The 18,511-nt window shown below is 71.9% G+C and carries 17 protein-coding genes; 6 read left to right on the top strand and 11 right to left on the bottom strand.

Annotated features, from left to right (window positions below):
- Positions 1–54: 54 nt before the first annotated feature.
- A complete protein-coding gene (locus tag ABD401_RS17475; protein ID WP_344607046.1) occupies positions 55–1,308 on the top strand; it encodes an alpha/beta fold hydrolase in 1,254 nt (417 codons plus the stop codon).
- On the opposite strand, the gene ABD401_RS17470 is transcribed toward ABD401_RS17475, so the two are convergent.
- Both ABD401_RS17470 and ABD401_RS17465 read right to left on the bottom strand, forming a co-directional pair.
- Positions 1,213–2,226 carry an alpha/beta hydrolase gene (locus ABD401_RS17470; protein ID WP_344607044.1) on the bottom strand — a complete coding sequence of 338 codons (1,014 nt, stop codon included), beginning with the start codon at positions 2,224–2,226 and terminating at the stop codon, positions 1,213–1,215. The genes ABD401_RS17475 and ABD401_RS17470 overlap by 96 nt on opposite strands.
- Before the next feature lie 131 nt (positions 2,227–2,357).
- Positions 2,358–3,383, bottom strand: a complete 1,026-nt coding sequence (locus ABD401_RS17465) for an alpha/beta hydrolase (RefSeq protein ID WP_344607042.1) — start codon at positions 3,381–3,383, stop codon at positions 2,358–2,360.
- Between the two features lie 152 nt (positions 3,384–3,535).
- On the opposite strand from ABD401_RS17465, the gene ABD401_RS17460 reads away from it, so the two are divergent.
- Positions 3,536–4,603: a GDSL-type esterase/lipase family protein gene (locus ABD401_RS17460; RefSeq protein ID WP_344607040.1), complete on the top strand. Its 1,068-nt coding sequence runs from the start codon at positions 3,536–3,538 to the stop codon at positions 4,601–4,603.
- Here the strand turns inward: ABD401_RS17460 and ABD401_RS17455 are convergent.
- Complete coding sequence (locus ABD401_RS17455) at positions 4,575–5,099, bottom strand: TspO/MBR family protein (RefSeq protein ID WP_344607038.1); 525 nt, start codon at positions 5,097–5,099, stop codon at positions 4,575–4,577. The two genes, ABD401_RS17460 and ABD401_RS17455, sit on opposite strands and share 29 nt — an antisense overlap.
- An 88-nt stretch (positions 5,100–5,187) precedes the next feature.
- On the opposite strand from ABD401_RS17455, the gene ABD401_RS17450 reads away from it, so the two are divergent.
- Positions 5,188–5,670 carry a glutathione peroxidase gene (locus ABD401_RS17450; RefSeq protein WP_344607036.1) on the top strand — a complete coding sequence of 161 codons (483 nt, stop codon included), beginning with the start codon at positions 5,188–5,190 and terminating at the stop codon, positions 5,668–5,670.
- A gap of 19 nt (positions 5,671–5,689) precedes the next feature.
- Here the strand turns inward: ABD401_RS17450 and ABD401_RS17445 are convergent, their stop codons facing one another.
- The 6 genes from ABD401_RS17445 to ABD401_RS17420 form a co-directional block, all read right to left on the bottom strand.
- Entirely contained in the window at positions 5,690–6,523 is an 834-nt protein-coding gene (locus ABD401_RS17445) for an ABC transporter permease (protein WP_344607034.1), read from the bottom strand.
- A complete protein-coding gene (locus ABD401_RS17440; protein WP_344607032.1) occupies positions 6,520–7,497 on the bottom strand; it encodes an ATP-binding cassette domain-containing protein in 978 nt (325 codons plus the stop codon). Before ABD401_RS17440 ends, ABD401_RS17445 begins: the two co-directional genes overlap by 4 nt.
- 77 nt (positions 7,498–7,574) lie before the next feature.
- Positions 7,575–9,224 carry a choice-of-anchor G family protein gene (locus ABD401_RS17435; protein WP_344607030.1) on the bottom strand — a complete coding sequence of 550 codons (1,650 nt, stop codon included), beginning with the start codon at positions 9,222–9,224 and terminating at the stop codon, positions 7,575–7,577.
- A gap of 133 nt (positions 9,225–9,357) precedes the next feature.
- Positions 9,358–9,843, bottom strand: coding sequence for a CAP domain-containing protein (locus ABD401_RS17430; protein ID WP_344607028.1), 486 nt, complete (start codon positions 9,841–9,843; stop codon positions 9,358–9,360).
- Positions 9,844–10,209: 366 nt separating this feature from the next.
- Positions 10,210–12,174, bottom strand: coding sequence for an ATP-binding protein (locus ABD401_RS17425; RefSeq protein ID WP_344607026.1), 1,965 nt, complete (start codon positions 12,172–12,174; stop codon positions 10,210–10,212).
- Between the two features lie 7 nt (positions 12,175–12,181).
- The gene (locus tag ABD401_RS17420) at positions 12,182–13,405 is read right to left on the bottom strand and encodes an EAL domain-containing protein (protein ID WP_344607024.1); all 1,224 of its coding nucleotides are present in this window, start codon (positions 13,403–13,405) and stop codon (positions 12,182–12,184) included.
- A gap of 321 nt (positions 13,406–13,726) precedes the next feature.
- Here ABD401_RS17420 and ABD401_RS17415 point away from each other — a divergent pair, with 321 nt between their 5' ends.
- Positions 13,727–15,115 carry a putative glycoside hydrolase gene (locus ABD401_RS17415; protein ID WP_344607022.1) on the top strand — a complete coding sequence of 463 codons (1,389 nt, stop codon included), beginning with the start codon at positions 13,727–13,729 and terminating at the stop codon, positions 15,113–15,115.
- An 85-nt stretch (positions 15,116–15,200) separates the two neighbouring features.
- Positions 15,201–16,178 carry a lytic transglycosylase domain-containing protein gene (locus ABD401_RS17410; RefSeq protein ID WP_344607020.1) on the top strand — a complete coding sequence of 326 codons (978 nt, stop codon included), beginning with the start codon at positions 15,201–15,203 and terminating at the stop codon, positions 16,176–16,178.
- Positions 16,179–16,202: 24 nt separating this feature from the next.
- Here ABD401_RS17410 and ABD401_RS17405 read toward each other — a convergent pair whose 3' ends face one another.
- Together ABD401_RS17405 and ABD401_RS17400 are read right to left on the bottom strand one after the other, a co-directional pair.
- On the bottom strand, positions 16,203–16,886 hold the full coding sequence (locus ABD401_RS17405; protein ID WP_344607018.1) for a hypothetical protein: 684 nt from the start codon (positions 16,884–16,886) through the stop codon (positions 16,203–16,205).
- Positions 16,887–16,986: 100 nt separating this feature from the next.
- Positions 16,987–17,535: an RNA polymerase sigma factor gene (locus ABD401_RS17400; RefSeq protein WP_344607016.1), complete on the bottom strand. Its 549-nt coding sequence runs from the start codon at positions 17,533–17,535 to the stop codon at positions 16,987–16,989.
- A 19-nt stretch (positions 17,536–17,554) separates the two neighbouring features.
- On the opposite strand from ABD401_RS17400, the gene ABD401_RS17395 reads away from it, so the two are divergent.
- Entirely contained in the window at positions 17,555–18,490 is a 936-nt protein-coding gene (locus ABD401_RS17395) for a serine/threonine-protein kinase (RefSeq protein ID WP_344607014.1), read from the top strand.
- Positions 18,491–18,511: the final 21 nt, after the last annotated feature.

The raw sequence follows: 18,511 nt of genomic DNA, 5'->3' as shown, positions 1-18,511 counted from the left end.
AAGGGCCCGATCCCGTGCTGCAATGTGGAAATGATTGGCGGTCGGGCCCGACGGGTGCGGCACACAGTCGCGGGTGCGGCGGCGCTGACGCTGCTCGCGCCCGGCACCGCGATCGCCGCCGAGGCCGGTCCGTCCTGCCGGCAGGTCGAGGTCGCCGTCGCGCTGACCGAGGGCGGACCGAAGGACCAGCGCATCGTCGGTGATCTCTGCGAACCGAAGGGTGTGCGGGCGACCGCGATCCAGTTGCTCGTCCACGGCATCACCTACGACGCCGGGTACTGGTCCTTCCCCGACCGCACCGGTGGGACGGATCGCTACAACTACGTCGCCTCCGCGAACCGGGCCGGCTTCGCGACGCTGGCGATCGACCGCGTCGGGTCAACGCGCTCGTCGAAGCCGCTCTCCACCGACCTCACGATCGACAGCAACGCCCATTCGGTCCACGAGGTCGTGCAGGCGATCCGCACCGGCGAGATCCGCCGTTCGGACGGCCGCCGCTTCTCCAAGGTCGTCTACGTCGGTCACTCCTACGGGACCTGGACCGGCTGGTTCGAGGTCGGCCGCTACTCCGACGTCGACGCCGCGGTGTTCACCGCGGCCTCCAGCAAGGGCGCCCCGACGGCCCTGGCGAACGCGCTGGGCAACATGTACCCGGCGATGTTCGACGAGAAGTTCCGCGACGCCGGCCTGGACCCGGGCTATCTGACGACCCTTCCGAACACGCGCTACAAGTCGTTCTACGCCCCCGCCGAGGCCGACCCCGAGGTGATCGCACACGACGAGGCGACGAAGTCGACCGTCACCTTCTCCGAGCTCGCGAAGTTCCGCGACATCCTCACCACGAAGCACGACATCCGCGTCCCCGTACTGCTCGTCGCCGGCGAGCAGGACAGTCTGTTCTGCCGCGAGAACTTCCACCCCTTCCCCGCCGGCGCGCAGCTCGACACCGCGACCCGTCCCTACGAGGACCGCACGCTTCCCGAGACCGGCGACGTCACCGGCCTGCGCTTCGGCGCCACGCAGTGCGACACCCCCGAGGAGCTGATCGCCGACGAGCGCCGGCACCTCGGGGCGTACCTGCCGGTGCTGGACGCCTACGTCCTCCCCGGTGCGGGGCACGACCTGAACCAGGCCCCCCGCGCCCGTGAGTTCTTCGACTTCACCCAGCGCTGGATCCGCGCCCAGCTGGGCCGGACGCCCCGGTCGAACGGGTCAGACGCGCTCGGCCAGCCAGTCCCGCAGAACCGGGAAGATCTGGTTCCACAGCGCGATGCCGTGCTTGCGGCCCGGGAGCACGACCAGGCGTGAGTCCACGCCGACCGCGTGGGCAGCACGTTGGAAGGCCTGGGCCTGCTCCGGTCCCCACGACTGCTCCTTGGCGGAGTGGAACAGCAGTGACGGCGGGTCAGTTCGGTCGAGCTGGTTGACCGCGGCGGCGGCCCGGTACTCGTCCGGGCACTCGATCGGCAGGCAGCGCAGCAGCAGGTTGGGAACGACACCGCCGCTGTAGTCCGGGTTCGTGCCCACCATGTAGAACGGGTCGAGGAGCCCGGACAGCGTGACGAGTCCGCGGAAGCGGTTCGGGCCGGTGCCGGCCGTGGCCACGCTCGCGGCGATCTGGCCGCCGGCCGAGCTGCCGATGAGGACCATGCGCTTCGGGTCGACGTTCAGCCGCGACGCGTTCTTCCGCACGTAGGCGATCGCCGCCTGGACGTCCTCGCGCTGCTCGGCCGCCGTCCCGTGCTGGGCGAGGCGGTAGTTCACCGACACCACCACGTAGCCGAGTTGCGTGAGCTGAACCGCCTGCTTCTCCAGGTCGGTGCGGTCACCCTTGACCCAGCCCCCGCCGTGGACGAGGACGATCGTCGGCCGCGCCTGGCCGGTCCGTCCGCGCAACTGACGGGGTGTGTAGACGTCAAGCGCGCGGGCGTTGCCGTACTCCTCCGAGACGACGTGGGTCTTCACCCGGACGCCGGCCTTGGAGGCGAGGAGGCCGAAGTCGGCCGGAGCGGTCACGGGCGGGAGCAGAATCGGCTCGGGGGCCGCCGCCGCGAGGTCGGAGTCGCCGGAGTCGGTGGCGCCGGTGGAGGTCTGGCTCGCGACCGTCTCGGCCACGACCACCTGCCCGGGCGCGGTCTCACCCGCGGCGGCCGGCGAGTCGTCCGACCCGACCAGCAGCGACAGCGCGGTCGCCAGCGCGATGACGGCCACCCAGGCCTGACGCATTCCTACTCTCGTGCCCACCCCTGAACACCCCCGCGGTCATCGTGGGGGGCGGGCCGCGGAATCGTCCGGCTTTCAGCGGCACATCAGCCGAACGGACCCGGGACAGGCCGGACGTATCCGGACATCCCGACCTAACGGTCCTTGGTGCCCAGCCGTTCGAGGAGCCACTTCTTCAGCGTCGGGAACACCTTCGTCCACGTGTCGATCCCGTGCTGGCGACCCGGCAGGAGCACGAGCTTGACGGGGACGCCCCGCAGCCGCCCGGCGCGCGCGAAGTCCTTGGCCTGCTGCGGCCCCCAGGGCTGCTCCTTCAGGGAGTGGAACAGCAGCGCCGGCGGATCCTTGCGGTCCAGGAGCGTGATCGCGCTGGCGTCCCGGTACTGCTCGCGGCACTGACCGAGCGGGCAGCGCAGCAGCATGCTCGTGATCACACCGTTGGAGTAGGCCGGATCCTTCTTCGCCATGTGGAGCGGACTGATCAGCCCGGAGAGCGTGACCAGGCCCCGGAACCGCTTCTTGCCCGATCCGTACGTGGCGACGTTCGCCGCGATCTGCCCGCCGGCGGACGAGCCGATCAGCACGGTCCGCTTGTTGTCGACGTTGAGCTGCTTCGCGTTCTGCCGGACGTAGCGGATCGAGGCGTTCACGTCGTCCCGCTGCGCCGGCCAGGGCGCCTCGGTGGCGAGTCGGTAGTTCACGGAGACGACGACGAATCCGAGCCGGGCGAGGTCGACGGCGTGCCGCTCGAGGTCGATGCGGTCGCCCTTCTGCCAGTCACCGCCGTGGACCAGGATGACCGTTCGGCCCTTCTTGCCCTTCTTACCGCGCAGGTGCCGCGGCGTGTACACGTCCAGCGTGCGGGCGTTGCCGAACTCCTCGGAGACGACGTAGGTCCGCACGCCGATCCCGTTCCGCGACGCGAGGCGACCGAAGTTCTGCGCGGTCGCACGAACCCTTGGCACGTCCTCGACGTCGCCCGCGAACCCGGACTTCGGCGACGGCGGGGTGACACCGGTCGGCACCTGCTCGGAGCCGTACTTCGGCCGCGGATCGTCCGCCGGTCCGGCGACCGCCGTGGTGTGGATCGCGGTGGCCGACAAAGCCGCGGTCAGCGTGACCGCAGCAAGACGAACCGGGACCGGGCGACTCTTCGACACGTCCCCATCCTGCCCGATACGGCGACTCTGCCGTCGTGCTCCGGCGGTCCGAGCGCCGCCACGGGGCTCGATTCAGCCGATTCGCAGGTTTCCGGCCACCTTTTCAGCGGAAGGGTGATCACTTCGCCGGATTCGGCACCTACCATCGCCGCGTGTCCCGGATCGGCCTCGGCCTCCTCGCTGCCGTCACGGCGTTCGGCGCGTTCACCGTCGGCCCCGCGACCCTCACCGCCACCCCGGCGCGGGCGGGCAGCCAGCCCGTGCGGCTGCTCCTGACCGGCGACTCGATCACGCACGGCAGCCACGGGGACTACACCTGGCGGTATCGGCTCGCGCAGGAGTTCCGGCTCCAGGCCAAGCCCTTCGACTTCGTCGGGTCGTGGCGGTCGCCGTACCGGCCGGCCGGCTTCGCGGGCGCGGCCTACGCCGACCCCGCCTTCGACCAGGACCACTTCGCGCGCGCGGGCTGGCAGCTGCGGGAGATGGTCGGCGCCATCGGGGCCGAGGTCGCGCGGCACCAGCCGGACGTCATCGTCCTCGAGGCGGGCGTCAACGACCTGCGCCGCGGACAGACGCCCGACCAGATCGAGGCTTCGCTACGCGCCTGGGTGAAGCAGGTGCGGACGGCCAAGCGCGACGTGCGCATCGTGATCTCGCCGGTGCTGCCCGCCGACCGCGTCGCCGACCGCGACCGAATCAACGCCGCCGCCGCCGAGTACAACGCCCGGCTCCCCCGGCTCGCGACCCGGCTCACCACCCGCCGCTCGCCGGTCACCGTCGCGCGAACCACCCAGGGGTGGTCGCCGGCTGAGCACACCTGGGACGGTCTGCACCCGACGTCCGCCGGCGAGGGGATGATCGCGCGCCGGATCGCCGAGGAGCTCGCCCGCGTCGGGGTGCTGCCGACGGAGCCGCAGATCCCGATCGCCACCCGGTGGACCTTCACCCAGCGGCCGGAGGTGTCGATCACGGGCCGCAAGGTCACGGTCCGGTGGTCCCCGCAGGCCGTGACCAGCGCGGCCGTCCAGGTCCGGCGGGTCGACGCGCCCGCGCCGGTGGCGACGAAGGAACGTGCGCGGTCGGCGCAGTTCGCGCTGGAACGCGGTGGCGTCTACGACGTCCGGCTGCGCCTGGTGCGCGGCTCGATGTCCGGGCCGTGGGGCCAGGCGGTGACGGTCGAGGTCCCGACCGTCAGTTCAGCGCCGCGATCCCGGCGTTGAGGTACGTGGCGAACAGCGTCCACGCCAGGTAGGGCACAAGCAGCAGCGCGGCCGTCCGGCTGTGTCGGCGGAACGCCACCGCGGTGGCGAGGATCGCGAGGTCCAGGGCCAGGATCACGACCAGGCCGAGGAACAGCCGCTCGGCGCCGAAGAACACCGGCGTCCAGGTGGCGTTGAGCGCGAGCTGGAGGGCGTAGAGACCGAGGGCGGTGCGCGCCCCGGCGAAGCCACCCGCGCGCCAGACCAGCCAGGCGGCGACGGCCATCGCCGTGTAGAGGATCGACCAGACCGGCCCGAACAGCCACCCGGGCGGCGTCGCCGGCGGCTTGTCCGCCGCGGCGTACCAGCCGTCGGTCTCCCCCGCGTTGATCAGCGCCCCGGAGACGGCCACCGCCGCCACGAGGAGCAGGGACAGCACGAGCACGCCGACGTCGAAGCCGACGCGCCGGTCGGCGGCCGCGGGCGCGGTGGGCGTCACCTGCTGAGTGAAGGCCATGGCCGTCTCCTTCCCCGATCCGGCCCCGACCCACCCACTCCGGCGTCGGCAACGAAGAATGAGAGCCACGACACCGCGAGGAGGGTCCATGACCGCCCTGACCGACTTCACCGCCCGCACCCTCGACGGCGAGGAGAAGTCCCTCGCCGAGTACAAGGGCTCCGTCGTTCTCGTCGTGAACACCGCCTCCAAGTGCGGGTTCACGCCCCAGTACGCCGGTCTCCAGGAACTCCACGAGGCCTACGGCTCCCAGGGGCTGGTGATCCTGGGATTTCCCTGCAACCAGTTCGGCCACCAGGAGCCGGGGAACTCCGCCGAGATCGGCGAGTTCTGCTCCCGCAACTACGGCGTCACGTTCCAGATGATGGAGAAGGTCGACGTCAACGGCTCCGACGCCCACCCGCTCTTCGACTGGCTGCGCAAGCAGAAGGGCGGCCTGCTCGGCGAGAAGATCAAGTGGAACTTCACCAAGTTCCTCGTCGGCCGGGACGGCCAGGTGGTCGAGCGCTACGGCCCGACCACCAAGCCCGAGAAGCTGCGGGCCGACATCGAGAAGGCCCTCGCCGGCTGACGCCGCCTCAGCGCGCCGGTCAGCGGTTCGACGCCCGGACGTACTGGCGCACCGACAGCGGCGCGAAGATCGCGACGATCGCCACCGACCACAGCAGCGTGTAGATCACCGGGTTCTCCATGGCCCAGCTGTCGGGCGTGACGACGTCCGGCGACGTGTTGCCGAACAGCTCCCGGGTCGCCTGCGCGACCGTCGACACCGGGTTCCACTCGACGAACGTGCGCAGCGGGCCGTCGAACGACTCGGTCGGCACGAACACGTTCGAGACGAACGTCAGCGGCATGATCACGATGAACGAGGCGTTGTTGACGACCTCGGGGCTCGGGACCAGCAGGCCGACCCAGCCCATCACCCAGCTGATGGCGTAGGCGAACACGAGCAGAACTCCGAAGGCGAGCGCCGCGTCGAGGATGCCGTCGCGGATCCGCCAGCCGACGAGCAGACCCGTCAGCGCCATGATCGTCAGCGACAGGACGTTGTAGATGACGTCCGACGCCGTCCGCCCGACCAGCACGGCGGACCGGGACATCGGCAGCGACCGGAACCGGTCGATGATGCCCTTCTGCATGTCCTCGGCGAGCCCGGCGCCGGTGAACGTCGCGCCGAACACGACGGTCTGGGCGAAGATCCCGGGGACCAGGAACTCCTTGTAGTCCACGTCGCCGGGGACGTCGATCGCGCCGCCGAAGACGTACGCGAACAGCAGCACGAACATGATCGGCGAGATCAGGACGAAGACCAGGATCTCCGGCACCCGCACGATCTTGATGACGTTCCGCCGCGCGACCACCCAGCCGTCGCGGGCGATGCGCACCGGCGCGGGCCTTGTCGACGTCGTCGGAGTACCGGTCACGACGCCACCCCCTCGGTCGAAGCGTCGGTACTGGGCTCCGCCGCGTGCCCGGTCAGTTCGAGGAAGACGTCGTCGAGCGTGGGACGCCGCAACCCGATCTCGAGCACCTCGATACCGGCGTACTCGAACTCGCGCAGCGCCTGCTGCAGCGAACGCGCGCCCTCGTCGACGCGGGCGGCGAGACCGCGGCCGCTCTCGTCGACCTGCACGTCACCGCGCGCCACGGCCGCCAGCACGCGCTCCGCGCTCTCCCGCCGCGTCGAGTCGGCGAGGATCACCTCGATCCGCTCGCCCCCGGTCTGTGCCTTGAGCTGGTCGGCCGTGCCGCGGGCGATCGCCTTGCCGTGGTCGATCACGACGATCTCGTCGGCGAGGCGGTCGGCCTCCTCCAGGTACTGCGTCGTCAGCAGCAGCGTGGTCCCGGCCGCGACGAGTTCGCGGATGACGTCCCACAGCTGCAACCGGCTGCGCACGTCGAGCCCGGTCGTGGGCTCGTCGAGGATCAGCAGCGGCGGTGCGGCCACGATCGCGCCCGCGAGGTCGAGCCGGCGACGCATGCCGCCGGAGTAGGTCTTGGTGGGCCGGTCGGCCGCGTCGGTCAGGCCGAAGCGCTCGATCAGCTCGCGCGCCCGGGCGCGCGACCGCGCGCGGCCGAGGTCGTAGAGCCGGCCGACCATCTCGAGGTTCTCGTAGCCGGTGAGGTGCTCGTCGACCGCGGCGTACTGCCCGGACAGACCGATGCGCGCACGGACGCCCGCGGGGTCGGCGAGCACGTCGACGCCGGCGACCTGGGCGGTGCCGGCGTCGGGGACGAGCAGCGTCGTGAGAACCCGCACCGCCGTCGTCTTGCCCGCACCGTTCGGCCCGAGCAGCGCGACGACCGACCCCTCCTCGACCTGCAGGTCGAGCCCGCTGAGCGCCTCCACCGTCTTGTACCGCTTGACCAGGCCGGTGGCCCGGACCATGTCCGTCATGACTCTCCTGCCGTGTGGCCGGACGGGGACCACGGGGTACCCAATCACGACCCACCGACAGGAGCAGAACGAATTTCCTATCGCCGCGCGTGTCGACCGCGGGGCCGGGAACGGACGGCGCTCAGGGCCCCGCCCGCGACCAGCATCGTCAGACCGGCCGTCCCGATCGGCACGATCCCGGCCGCCCCGGTGTTCGGGAGCGCGGGCGTCGCGGTCGCGTCCGTCGGCGCGGGCACCTCGTCGGCGTCCGGCGTCACCGCCTCCGGCAGCGTCGCGGACGGGGTCGGGGTCGGTGTGGGAGTCGGGCTCGGCGTCGGGTCCGGGGTGGGCGTCGGGTCGGGCGTGGGGGTGGGGGTGGGGGTCGGCTCCGGGTCCGCGGGCCCGGCGTTCGGACCGACCGAGGCGGACGCGAGCTTGATCTCCGCGACCGACGGGCTGCCGGGCAGCACGGCGACGCGCAACGCGGACTGGGTGAAGCGGCCGTCCGCGGTCTCCTGCACGTTGGCCTGCAGACCGAGCACGTTCGGCAGCAGGTTCGCGATCGTGTCGTCGAGGAGGGGGTTCAGACCCGCGACCACGCCGGTGATCGCGCCGGTCACCAGGTTCACGACCGGCGTGACGACCGACAGCAGCGTGCCGACCTCGATCGGCAGCCCGAGCACGGTGACCGTCAGGTCCTCGAGCGAGCCGGTGATGTCCGCGAGCAGGTCGTCGAGGATCCCGGTGATCGTCGGCAGCAGCTGTGTGGTGAGCGTCGTGGTGATCAGCGGCAGCAGTTCGGTGTTCGGCGGGAGCGAGTCCAGGTCCGGCCCGGCAAGGTCGACGAGGTGCCCGACGTCGACGCTGATCCGGCCCTCGAGGAGGTTCACCTGCAGCGAGCCGTCGTTGCTGTTGATCGTGCCGAGGGCGTCGACGAGGTCGACGAGCCTGGGCAGGCCACTGATCTCGACGATGCCGAGGTCGGCGGGGTCGAGCAGGAAGTTCAGGGTGTCGACGATCGCATCCACCGGCACCTGCAGGCCGGCGAGCGTGGTGCGCAGTCCCCCGAGAATCTGCGCCACCGCGGGGCTGCGGAGGTCGAGGCTGATGTCCGCGATGCCGTAGGTACCCGTCTGGGCGCCGCCCGCCCCGGCGGCCTGGACGGCGCGCGCGGCGATGGACTCGATGTTGAGCCCGAGCTCACTGATCAGTCCGGTGTCGCCGCTGCCGAGCAGCCCGCTCAGGTTCAGCGCGGCGTTCGCGAGCGGGACGCCGGCCCCGCCGACGGCGATCGCCCCGGAGTCCGTCACCGCTCCGGCGGCGGCCACCGCGCTGCCGTCGGCATTCGCCTGGGCGTACTGGCCGACGGCGCCGAGGGTGAGGATCGGGTTCGACCCCAGGAGGTTGACCGGCCCGAGCGAGACGGGGATCGCGTTCAGCAGGTCGAGGTCCAGCGGGTTGGCCTGAAACACCTGCGGGACGGACCCGAGGTTCGTCGCGCCGGCCGGCAGCACCGCGAGGAGGTTGTCGAGGTTCAGCCCGAGGACGCTCCCCGACAGGAACCGGCCCGAGGCCTGCGCGACCGGGTCGTCGGCGGTGGCCGGCCCGGCGGTGAGCAGCAGCCCCGCGGCCGAGAGACCCGTCGCCGTCGTCAGCGCGACCGCGCGCCGGCCCGCGCCGGCCCGCGGGTTCGGTCGCCGGTGCGTTCCGCGCCGCCGCGTGCTCGTCGACCCGCGATGTGCTGCCATCCCTGGCTCCCCCTGCGTCGTCCGGTCCGTCGGCCGTCCATCGGTCGGGGGCCGGTCGACCTGAACGGATCGACCGGATTCGCGGGTATGGGAAAGCTCACCTAACCCCAGGTCGGGCCCGGGTCAGCCCGGGTCAGTACCCGAAGTCCTGCACCCAGTAGTTCCCGGTCGCGTTGTGGCCGACGCCGATGGCCCGGAAGCGGCAGTTGAGGATGTTCGCGCGGTGGCCCGGGGAGTTCAGCCAGCCGGTCATGACGCGTTCGGTCGAGGGATAGCCGCGCGCGATGTTCTCCCCGCCCGGCTTCTTGAAGCCGGTCTTCCTGATCCGCGCGATCCACGAGCGACCGTCGGCGCTGGTGTGACTGAACAACGTCGTCCGCGCCATGTCATCGGCGTGCCGCTGCGCCGCCGCCGTCAGCTTGGGGGCCACCTTCACCGGCTTGCAGCCCTGCTTCGCCCGGGCGGCGTTCACCGCGGCGACGATCTCCTTCCGCAGCTGGCCGCGGGTCGCGTCGCTGACTGCGACGGCCTCCGCGGAGGTGCTCTGCAGCATCGGGGTGAGGACGGTCAGGCCGAGGACCGCCGCCGCGGCGGTGCGGGCCAGGGGGGCATGCGACATCGAGGGTCTCCTGAAGGAACGTCGTGAGGTGTCTCGGACCCGCTCGTCGAATGGCCGTCGCGGTTCGCTGTGAATGTCGGACTTGGACCGGTCGCCCTTGAGGAACCGTGAGGTGCGTCTCGCCGCCGCGCCGAGCAACCATCCGTTCGGACGATCCCGGATCGAAACGGGCCGAACCGGATCTCAAGACCCAGGGCCGCCGGGCCGGGGTTTCTCCTGATCAAAGCAATCTGACGGTTATTCAGACCTTGTCAGCTTTGGTGCAGCTCGTTCCCAGGGGGTGGCCGGTGAACGTCCAGCAGGTTCCGCGGGCCGATCGCCGGTTGCTCGACGTCCGCGTCGCGGAGTTCCTCGCGCAGTGAGCCGTCAGGACCCGGGGATCCGGGCCAGCCGGACGTCGTCGAGGAGCGAGAGCAGGCGGCCGACCTGGATCGGCTTGGTGAAGTAGTCCACGGCTCCCAGGGCAAGGACCCGCTCCGCGCGGCCCGGGGTCGCGTCGGCGCTGACCACGACGACCGGCACCGCGGCCGTCCGCGGCTCGGCCCGCAGTCGCGTCAGCACGTCCTCGCCGCGCAGGTCGGGCAGGTGGAGGTCGAGCAGGATCAGGTGGGGCGGGTCGGCGATCGCGAGGTCGATGCCGACCTGTCCCTGCCCGGCCGTCACGAGCCGCCAGTCCGGCCGCCGACTCACGATCTCCTGCAGGAGGCGGACGTTCGCCGGGTTGTCCTCGACGGCGAGGACGACGAGGGTCGACTCCGCGCTCGCCCGCGCGGCCGGCAGCCGGATCTCTCCCGTCGGCCGGTCCGCCGCCGTTCCCGGCGCCGCGGCCGCGGGGAGCACCAACCGGAACGTGCTGCCCGCGCCCAGTCGGGACTCGACCTCGATGCGCCCGTCCATCGCGGACGCGAGGCGTTGCGAGAGCGCGAGCCCGACCCCGGTCCCCTCGATCTCGCTGTTCGTCGCACCCAGCCGCTCGAACGGGGTGAACAGGCGGTCGAGGTCCTCCGCGGCGATGCCGACGCCGCTGTCGGTCACCTCGATCGCGGTCGTGGCGTCCCCGACCCGGCACCGCACCACGACGAAGCCGCCCGGCCGGTTGTACTTGACCGCGTTCGAGACGAGGTTCAGCACGACCTGCTTGGTGCGCTGCCGGTCGGCCAGTACGTGCCCCGGGCTGCCGACCACGTCGGAGACGTCGAGCGCGACGCCGCGGTCGGCGGCCAGCGGGGCCATCAGCTCGACCACCTCGCCGACGACGGCCGAGACGCGAACCGGCTCCAGCGACAGCGTGAGCTGCCCCGCCTCGATCCTCGAGATGTCGAGCACCTCGTTGATCAGGTCGAGCAGGTGGACCCCGGCCCGCCGGATCTGACGGGCGCTCTCCTTCTCCCCCTCGGGCAGGTCCATCTCCAGCAGTTGCGCGAACCCGAGCACGGCGTTGAGGGGCGTGCGGAGCTCGTGGCTCATCCGCGAGAGGAACTCGCTCTTCGCCCGGTTGGCCTCCTCCGCGGCGACCCGGGCCGTCTGTGCCTCGGACTTCCACAGCTGCCAGCGGGACGCGACGTCCGTCAGCCGGCGGGAGACGACACCGATCTCGTCGCGGCCCGGATCCACGAAGTCGGGGACCTCCCCCTCGCGCAGGCCGTCGGTCCGGGCGACGACCCGTTCCAGACGGCGCGTCACTCCCACCGTGAAGGCCAGCATCGCCGCGACGCCGCCGGCGATCCCGAGGCCGAGCGCGACGACGGTGATCACCGTCCCGCGGTCGATCCACCGGTCCTCGGACCGCAGCCGCCGCTCCGCGAGCAACCGGTCCTCGGTGCGCCAGACGTCGGAGAGCAGCTCGCGCAGCTCGTCGGTCGAGGCCTTCTGGCGGTCGACCCAGGTGCGGACGAACCGCGAGTCGGCGTTCCCCCGCGGGGGCTCGCGCAGCTGGTAGCCGTCGTCGAGCAGGGTGCGCACGCGGGCCAGGCGCGCGGCCTGGTCCGGCGAGTCGCCGACGAGCGCCGTCAGCTCGTCGAGCACCTGGGGCAGACGTCCCCGCGCCGCGGTCGTCGGAGCCAGGTACTGCCGGTCGCCGGTGGCGAGATACCCCCGGATGCCGGTCTCGCCGTCGATGACCAGGCGGTAGGCCTGGGCGAGCTTGTCCTGCGCCTGCCGGGTGTCCTCCACCCGCTCCTGCGAACGGTCGGTCTGCGCGAGGACCGAGAGGAACACGACGGCGGCGACCACGAACGCGAACAGCGGCAGGGCGAGGACGAGCACGCCCTTCGTGCGGAGGGAGCGGTCCGACCACCACCGACCGAAGACGCCCCGCTGACGGTCCGTCATCTCGGTTTCACTCCGGCGGCCGACCGTCGTCCCCGCGACAGAACCGCAGCACCTCGTCCAGCGGCAGCGGACGGGCGATCAGGTACCCCTGCGCCCACGGCACGGCCAGCTCCCGCAGCGACTCCAGCTCGGCGGCGGTCTCGACCCCTTCCGCCAGGACCCCGGAACCGGTGTCCGTCCCGAACCGGACCAGCGCGCTGGCCAGGGCCCGGCGCGTCGGATCCCGGTCTACGCCGCGGGTGAGCGACAGGTCGAGCTTGACGATGTCGGGCGAGAGCGCGACCAGGTGCTGCAGCCCGGCGTACCCGGCGCCGGTGTCGTCGACGGCGAGCCGCGCGCCGCCCTTGCGCAGCGGTTCGGCCGCGGCGTTCAGCGCGTCGTAGTCCTCGACCGGCACCTGCTCGGTGAGTTCGAGAACCAGCCGCTCGAGCACCGGCTCCGTCACGGTCGCGAGGCGATGGGCGCGGTCGAGCAGGACCGACGGCGTCAGGTTGACCCCGAGGAGGACGTCGGCGGGAAGCGCGTTCAGCGCCGCCAGGGCCTCCTCGATCGCCAGCATCTGCAGTTCCACGCCCAGCCCCACCCGGTCCGCCTCGGCGAACCAGACGTCGGGAGTGCGCGCGAACTCACCGGGGAACCGGGCGAGGGCCTCGACCCCGACGACCCGGCCGGTGCGCACGTCCGCGACGGGTTGGTAGAGGACGGTCAGAGCCCGCTCGTCGAGGACGCGGCGGATCCGTGCCTCCTGCTGCGACCGCTCGCCGCGTTCGGCCTCGGCGTACGCACGCTGCTCGTCGACCTTCGAGCGCAACCACCGGTTGTGCAACCGCAGTTCCTTGTGCAGGGCGTTCGTCTGCAACAGGTTGCGGACCCGGAGCACGACCTCCGTCGCGTCGAAGGGCTTGGTCACGAAGTCGTGGGCGCCGGTGGCCAGCGCGCGCCGCATCGCCTCGGTGCTGACGTCCGCGGTCAGCACCAGCGCGGGCAGGTAGGAGCCGGCGGCGCGTTCGACGATCCGCTCCAGGACGGCGTAGCCGTCGAGGTGGGGCATGTGCAGGTCGACCAGCGCGAGATCAGGACGCTGGGCCAGTCCGGCGACGGCCTCGCGCGGGTCGGTGTACGCGCGCACGTTCCGCAGACCGGCGCGCTCGAGGATCGCCGTCAGCAGCGCGACATTCGCCCGGTTGTCGTCGACGACCAGGACGTCCGCATCGGCGAACCGCTCCAACATGTCGAGATCCCCGCCCCCCGGTGCGTGCGCCCGACCGCCACGGCGCGAGAACTGCCTCCCCGCCTCCCTCACCGACTGCAGTCGGGGAACTACGATCTGTACGTATCCCGATCGCGCCCGGACGAATCCTGCGATGTGGCGGATTCACCAATTTCGTCCCGGCCTCGCCCAGCCCGATCGGGTGCAAGATCACCGAAGTCCGTGCGGCGGACCCGCGTTCTGCCGCACTCTGATCTTGACGACTGACCTGATTCGGGGGGCACAACCATGACCGGTGCACGACGGCCGAACCTCCGGCGCGCCTTGGCCGCCGCTGGGGCTATGGCCCTGCTGACCACGCTGGCCGCGTGCAGCAACGATGACGACGACCCCGTGGCGGAGCCCGCCCCGGCAGCCACCGAGAGCGCGGCACCCAGCGAGGAGCCCGCGCCCACGACCAACCCGGACGCCTCCGGCCCCGAGGCCGGCTACGGCGTCGGCGCGGTCAACGTCCGCTCCGTCCACCTCACCTCGTGGGCGTGGGGCGACGCGGCGACCAAGGACCCGGTCGTCGCGCTGATCAAGGCCGGCAAGCTCGACAACGTCCAGCTCGACATCAAGGACGAGGACGGGATCGTCGGCTACGACTCGCAGGTCCCGTTGGCCGTCGAGGCCAAGACGGTCTACAAGCCCAACGGCACGGCGCGGTTCGACCTCGCCGCGACCGTCAAGGAGATCCACGACCTCGGCGCGACCATCACCGGGCGCATCGTGGCCTTCCGCGACCCGCGGTTGGGCAAGTGGGCGCTGAACGCGGGCAAGATGGACATGCTCATCCAGGACAGCGCCGGCAAGCCCTACCCGGCCGGCAACTACGGCGTCGGGGCGTTCACGAACTTCGCGAACAACGACGTCATGGAGTACAACATCCAGCTCGCCGAGGAGGCGGCCAAGGCCGGCTTCGACGCGATCATGTACGACTACGTCCGCAAGCCCGAGAACAGCGGCCAGGTCTACCCGGGCATCGGGGACAAGACCCCGGCCGAGGGCATCACCGCCTTCCTCGCCAAGGCGGCCCCGCGCATCCGCGCGGCGGGCGCTGCCGCCGGCGCCGCGGTCTACGGCATCTCGTCGTTCGCGCCGTCCTCGGTCGCCCAGGACATCCCGGCGATGGCCAAGGTTCTCGACTTCGTCTCGCCGATGATCTACCCGTCGCACTGGAACAAGGGCGAGTACTCGGTCGCCTCCCCGGTCGACCAGCCGTACGACATCGTCAAGCAGTCGATGATGGACTTCAACCGGATGATGATCGGCACGAAGTGCCAGGTCGTCCCGTGGCTGCAGAACTTCAGCTGGCCGAAGACCTACACCGCCGCGGACGTGGCCGCGCAGATCAAGGCGGTCAAGGACACCGGCATCAACAGCTGGTACCTGTGGAACGACTCGTCGAAGGTCGGCATCGGGGCCCCGGCCCTGCAGCCGGGCAAGGCCGAGGACAACAAGCCGGGCCAGATCCTCTACTCGATCAACAAGCCGGGCAACAAGTCCGAGGGCAGCACGGACATCGAGAAGGCCCGCAAGGTCTTCGAGGCCTACCTGGCCTGGCTCGAGGGCGGGCGTCAGGGCACCTTCAAGAACCCGCTCGACGAGCCGGCCGCGACGCCGGAGCCGACCTCCTCGTCGTCGGACAGCGAGTCCTCGCCGGAGCCGTCGGCGACGGCCACGCCGTAAGTAGTTTCAGCAGCAGCAGCGCGACAGGCGCGGCGCCCCACCCGGGGCGCCGCGCCTTGCACGTTCTGCGCCTAACCTCGGACCGATGAGATCCACCCGCACCGCCGTTCGTGCCCTGGCGGCCCCGCTCGCCGTCGCCCTCGCGGTCGCCGGGTGCGGGGACCTGACGGGGTCCTCGGCCGGCGAACCTGGGCCCGCGGCGGCGAACGCCGCGGCGGTCTCCCCCGAACGGGACGCGGTGCTCACCCGGCCGCTGGCCGGCGAGCAGCCGCTGCTGCCGCCCGATCCGCAGCAGCTCGCCCAGTACCTGACCGTCGCCGAGGACGTCGTGCGCGACCGCGCCGAGAGCCCCGCCCGGGTCGCCGCCGCGGGCTGGGCCGCCCAGCACGCGTACCGCGCCCTGCACAGCCGACCGGAGTGGCAGCGCACGGTGCTCGCCGCGCTGCCGGCGCCCTACCGCAAGCTCGCCCGGCACCAACTGCGGGCCGGGGAGGCCCTGGCGAAGCTCGTGAGCAAGCCGGCGACCACGATGCCGGCCTGGCGGATCGTCGAGCCGGAGCCGGCGGCGAACCTGCGCCGCTACTACGCGGCGGGCGAGCGGCGCTTCGGGGTGCCGTGGGAGGTCCTCGCCGCGATCAACCTCGTCGAGACCCGGATGGGCCGCATCGTCGGATACTCCACCGCCGGGGCGCGCGGGCCGATGCAGTTCATGCCCGCCACCTGGCGCGCGTACGGGCGCGGCGACATCGACGACGCGCACGACTCGATTCTCGCCGCCGCCCGCTACCTCGCCGCGAACGGCGGGGCGGACGGCACCAGCGCCGGCCTGCGGCGCGCCGTCCGCCGGTACAACAACTCCGAGCACTACGTCACCGGCGTCCTGCAGTACGCGGCCGTGCTCCGCGCCGACGAGCGCGCGTACGCGTCCTTCCACGCCTGGCAGGTGTACTACCGGACCCGTGCCGGGGACGCCGTGCTCCGCGTCGGGTACTCCTCGCGGACCACTCCCCCGGCGAAGCAGTGGCTCGCGGAGCACCCCGAGGCGCGGGTGCGGTACTTCTGACCGCACCACGCGCCTGACGGCACGTCAGTCGTCCGCGATACCCGCGGCTTCCTTCGCGAGGTGCTCGACCTGGTCCGCCGGCACCGTGTCGGAGACGTCGACGACGCCGACGCGCGGGCCGACCTGCAGCACGATGTAGCCGCCGTACACGCGGTCGCTGTCGAACGCCGGGAAGTACACGACCTTGCGGTCCGCCTCGTCGATCACCGTCACCGGGTCGCCGTAACCGAAGTCGCCGCCCTGGATCGCCGCGCACTCGTCGACGAGCGACACGATCTCGTTCGCGGCGACCCGCGCCTCCTGCGCGTTCAGGGTCTGCGCGAGCTGGTGGGTGACCTGTCGGTTGTCGCTGCCGGTGAGGCGGGTCCCGATCCGCGTGACGCCCTGGACCGGCAGGACGTCGGCGAAGGTGCTGTCGCCGGTGCACGGACCGAGCCGCGCGTTCTGGCCGAGCGACGTGCGGTCGAACGAGTGCCCGGTGACGTCGAAGTACATCCGCTCACGCAGCAGGTTCTCCTCCGACAGCGCGTCCGCCGGCCCGCCCGTCGGGTTCGCCGCGGGGGTCCCGGCCGGTGTCGCGGCGGGCGAGGGCGTCACCTGACTGACCTCGGCGTTGTCGTCGCCGCTCAGCAGGGCCGCGGTGGCGCCACCCCCGATCCCGAGCACGGCGGCGGTGACGGCGGCGATGGTGGCGGTGCTGCGCTTCATGGTGTCCTCCCCTGTCGTCGACGGGCGGCGCGGTCTGCCGTCCCACCCCGCTTGATGCGCGGGGCCGCGGTTTCGTCGGCGACACGTTGTGTGAGCTGGATCACAGTCGTGCGCGCAGGAACGTGCGAGCCACGGAGATGCGCTCCCGAACGGTCGAGAGCGGCGTCCCCGTGATCGCGGCGATCTCCTCGTACGGGAGCGAGCCGAGGTCGCGCAGCACGAACGGCTCGACGACCTGCGGTTTCGCCTCCTCCAGGCGGGCGAGCGCCTCCATCAGGTCGATCCGCGTCCCCGCGATGACGCTCGTCGTGCGGGGGTCCGCCGTCTCGGGCAGCTCGATCGCGCCGTTCTCGATCGCCTGCCGCCGCAGCCGGCGGTACGTCATGCGTGCACTGTTCGAGGCGATGACGGTGACCCAGCCGCGGAACGTGCCGACACCGCGGTAGCTGCCGAGATTCTGCGCGATCGCGACCAGCGCGTCCTGCGCGGCCTCCTCGGCGTCGTGGGTGTGCGGCAGGAACCGCGAGCACCGGCGCACGACGAACGGGCGGAGCTCGCGGAGCAGCTCCTCCAGCGCGGCCGCGTCCCCGGCGCGGGCGCGCGCCACGAGGGCGTCTTCGAGCGTCGTCGTACCGTCGTCGGAATCCACGGGCTGTCATGGTGTCTCAATGCAGTCGATCAAGCGAGTCGGTCGGTACCGACTCGTGCGTGTCATCGGGTCGGGCGCCTTCGCGACGGTGTGGCTCGGCGACGACCCGGCGCTCGAGGTGCCCGTCGCCGTGAAGGTGCTCGCGGACAACTGGGTGAACAACGCCGACGTCGTCGAGCGGTTCCTCGCCGAGGCGCGGATGCTGCGGCGCATCGACGACCCGCGCGTGGTGCGCGTCTTCGACGTCGGGGTGAGCGAGGCGGAGGCGCGGCCGTACTTCGTCATGGAGTACGTCCCCGGCGGGACGCTCGCGGACCGCATCGGGACGCTGAGCCCGGCGGACGCCCTGATTTTCGGCGTCGCGACGGCCGAGGCGGTGCAGGTGCTGCACGACGCCGGCGTCGTCCACCGCGACCTCAAGCCCAGCAACCTGCTCCTCGACGACCGGGTCACGCCGCCGCGGCTGATCGTCTCCGACCTCGGCAGCGCGAAGCTGCTCGCCGAGGCTTCGGGCATCACCGTCACGACCGGGACGCCGTCGTACATGGCGCCGGAGCAGATCAACCAGAGCGCCGGTTTCGACGCCCGCGCCGACGTCTACGCCGTCGCGGCCGTGACCTACCACCTGCTGGCCGGCGAGCCGCCGTTCTCGCACCGCACCGCGGCGTCGGTGGTGCACCGTGCCCCCGACTCCCGCCCGGTGCCCGTCGCCGCGCAGGTGGGTCGCCCCGCCGCGCTCGACTCCCTGCTCGCGCGGGCCCTGAGTTGGGACCCCGCGGCGCGCCCCGCGAGCGCGACCGAGTTCGCCCGCGGGTTGTCCCGATTCGTCCCGGAGGGGGCGGACGGCCCCGAGCCCACCGCCCCGGCTCGGGAGCTCCCCGGCGCCGTGGTCGTCGCCGGTTGCGTCCTGCTCGCGGCCCTGTGCTTCCTGCTCACGTACCTCGTGCTGGCGTGAGCGTGCCGGTCAGCCCGTCGG

It is taken from the genome of Sporichthya brevicatena (genome assembly GCF_039525035.1).
GTDB classification, from domain to species: Bacteria; Actinomycetota; Actinomycetes; order Sporichthyales; family Sporichthyaceae; genus Sporichthya; species Sporichthya brevicatena.
This window is presented reverse-complemented; position numbering and strand designations above follow the sequence as displayed.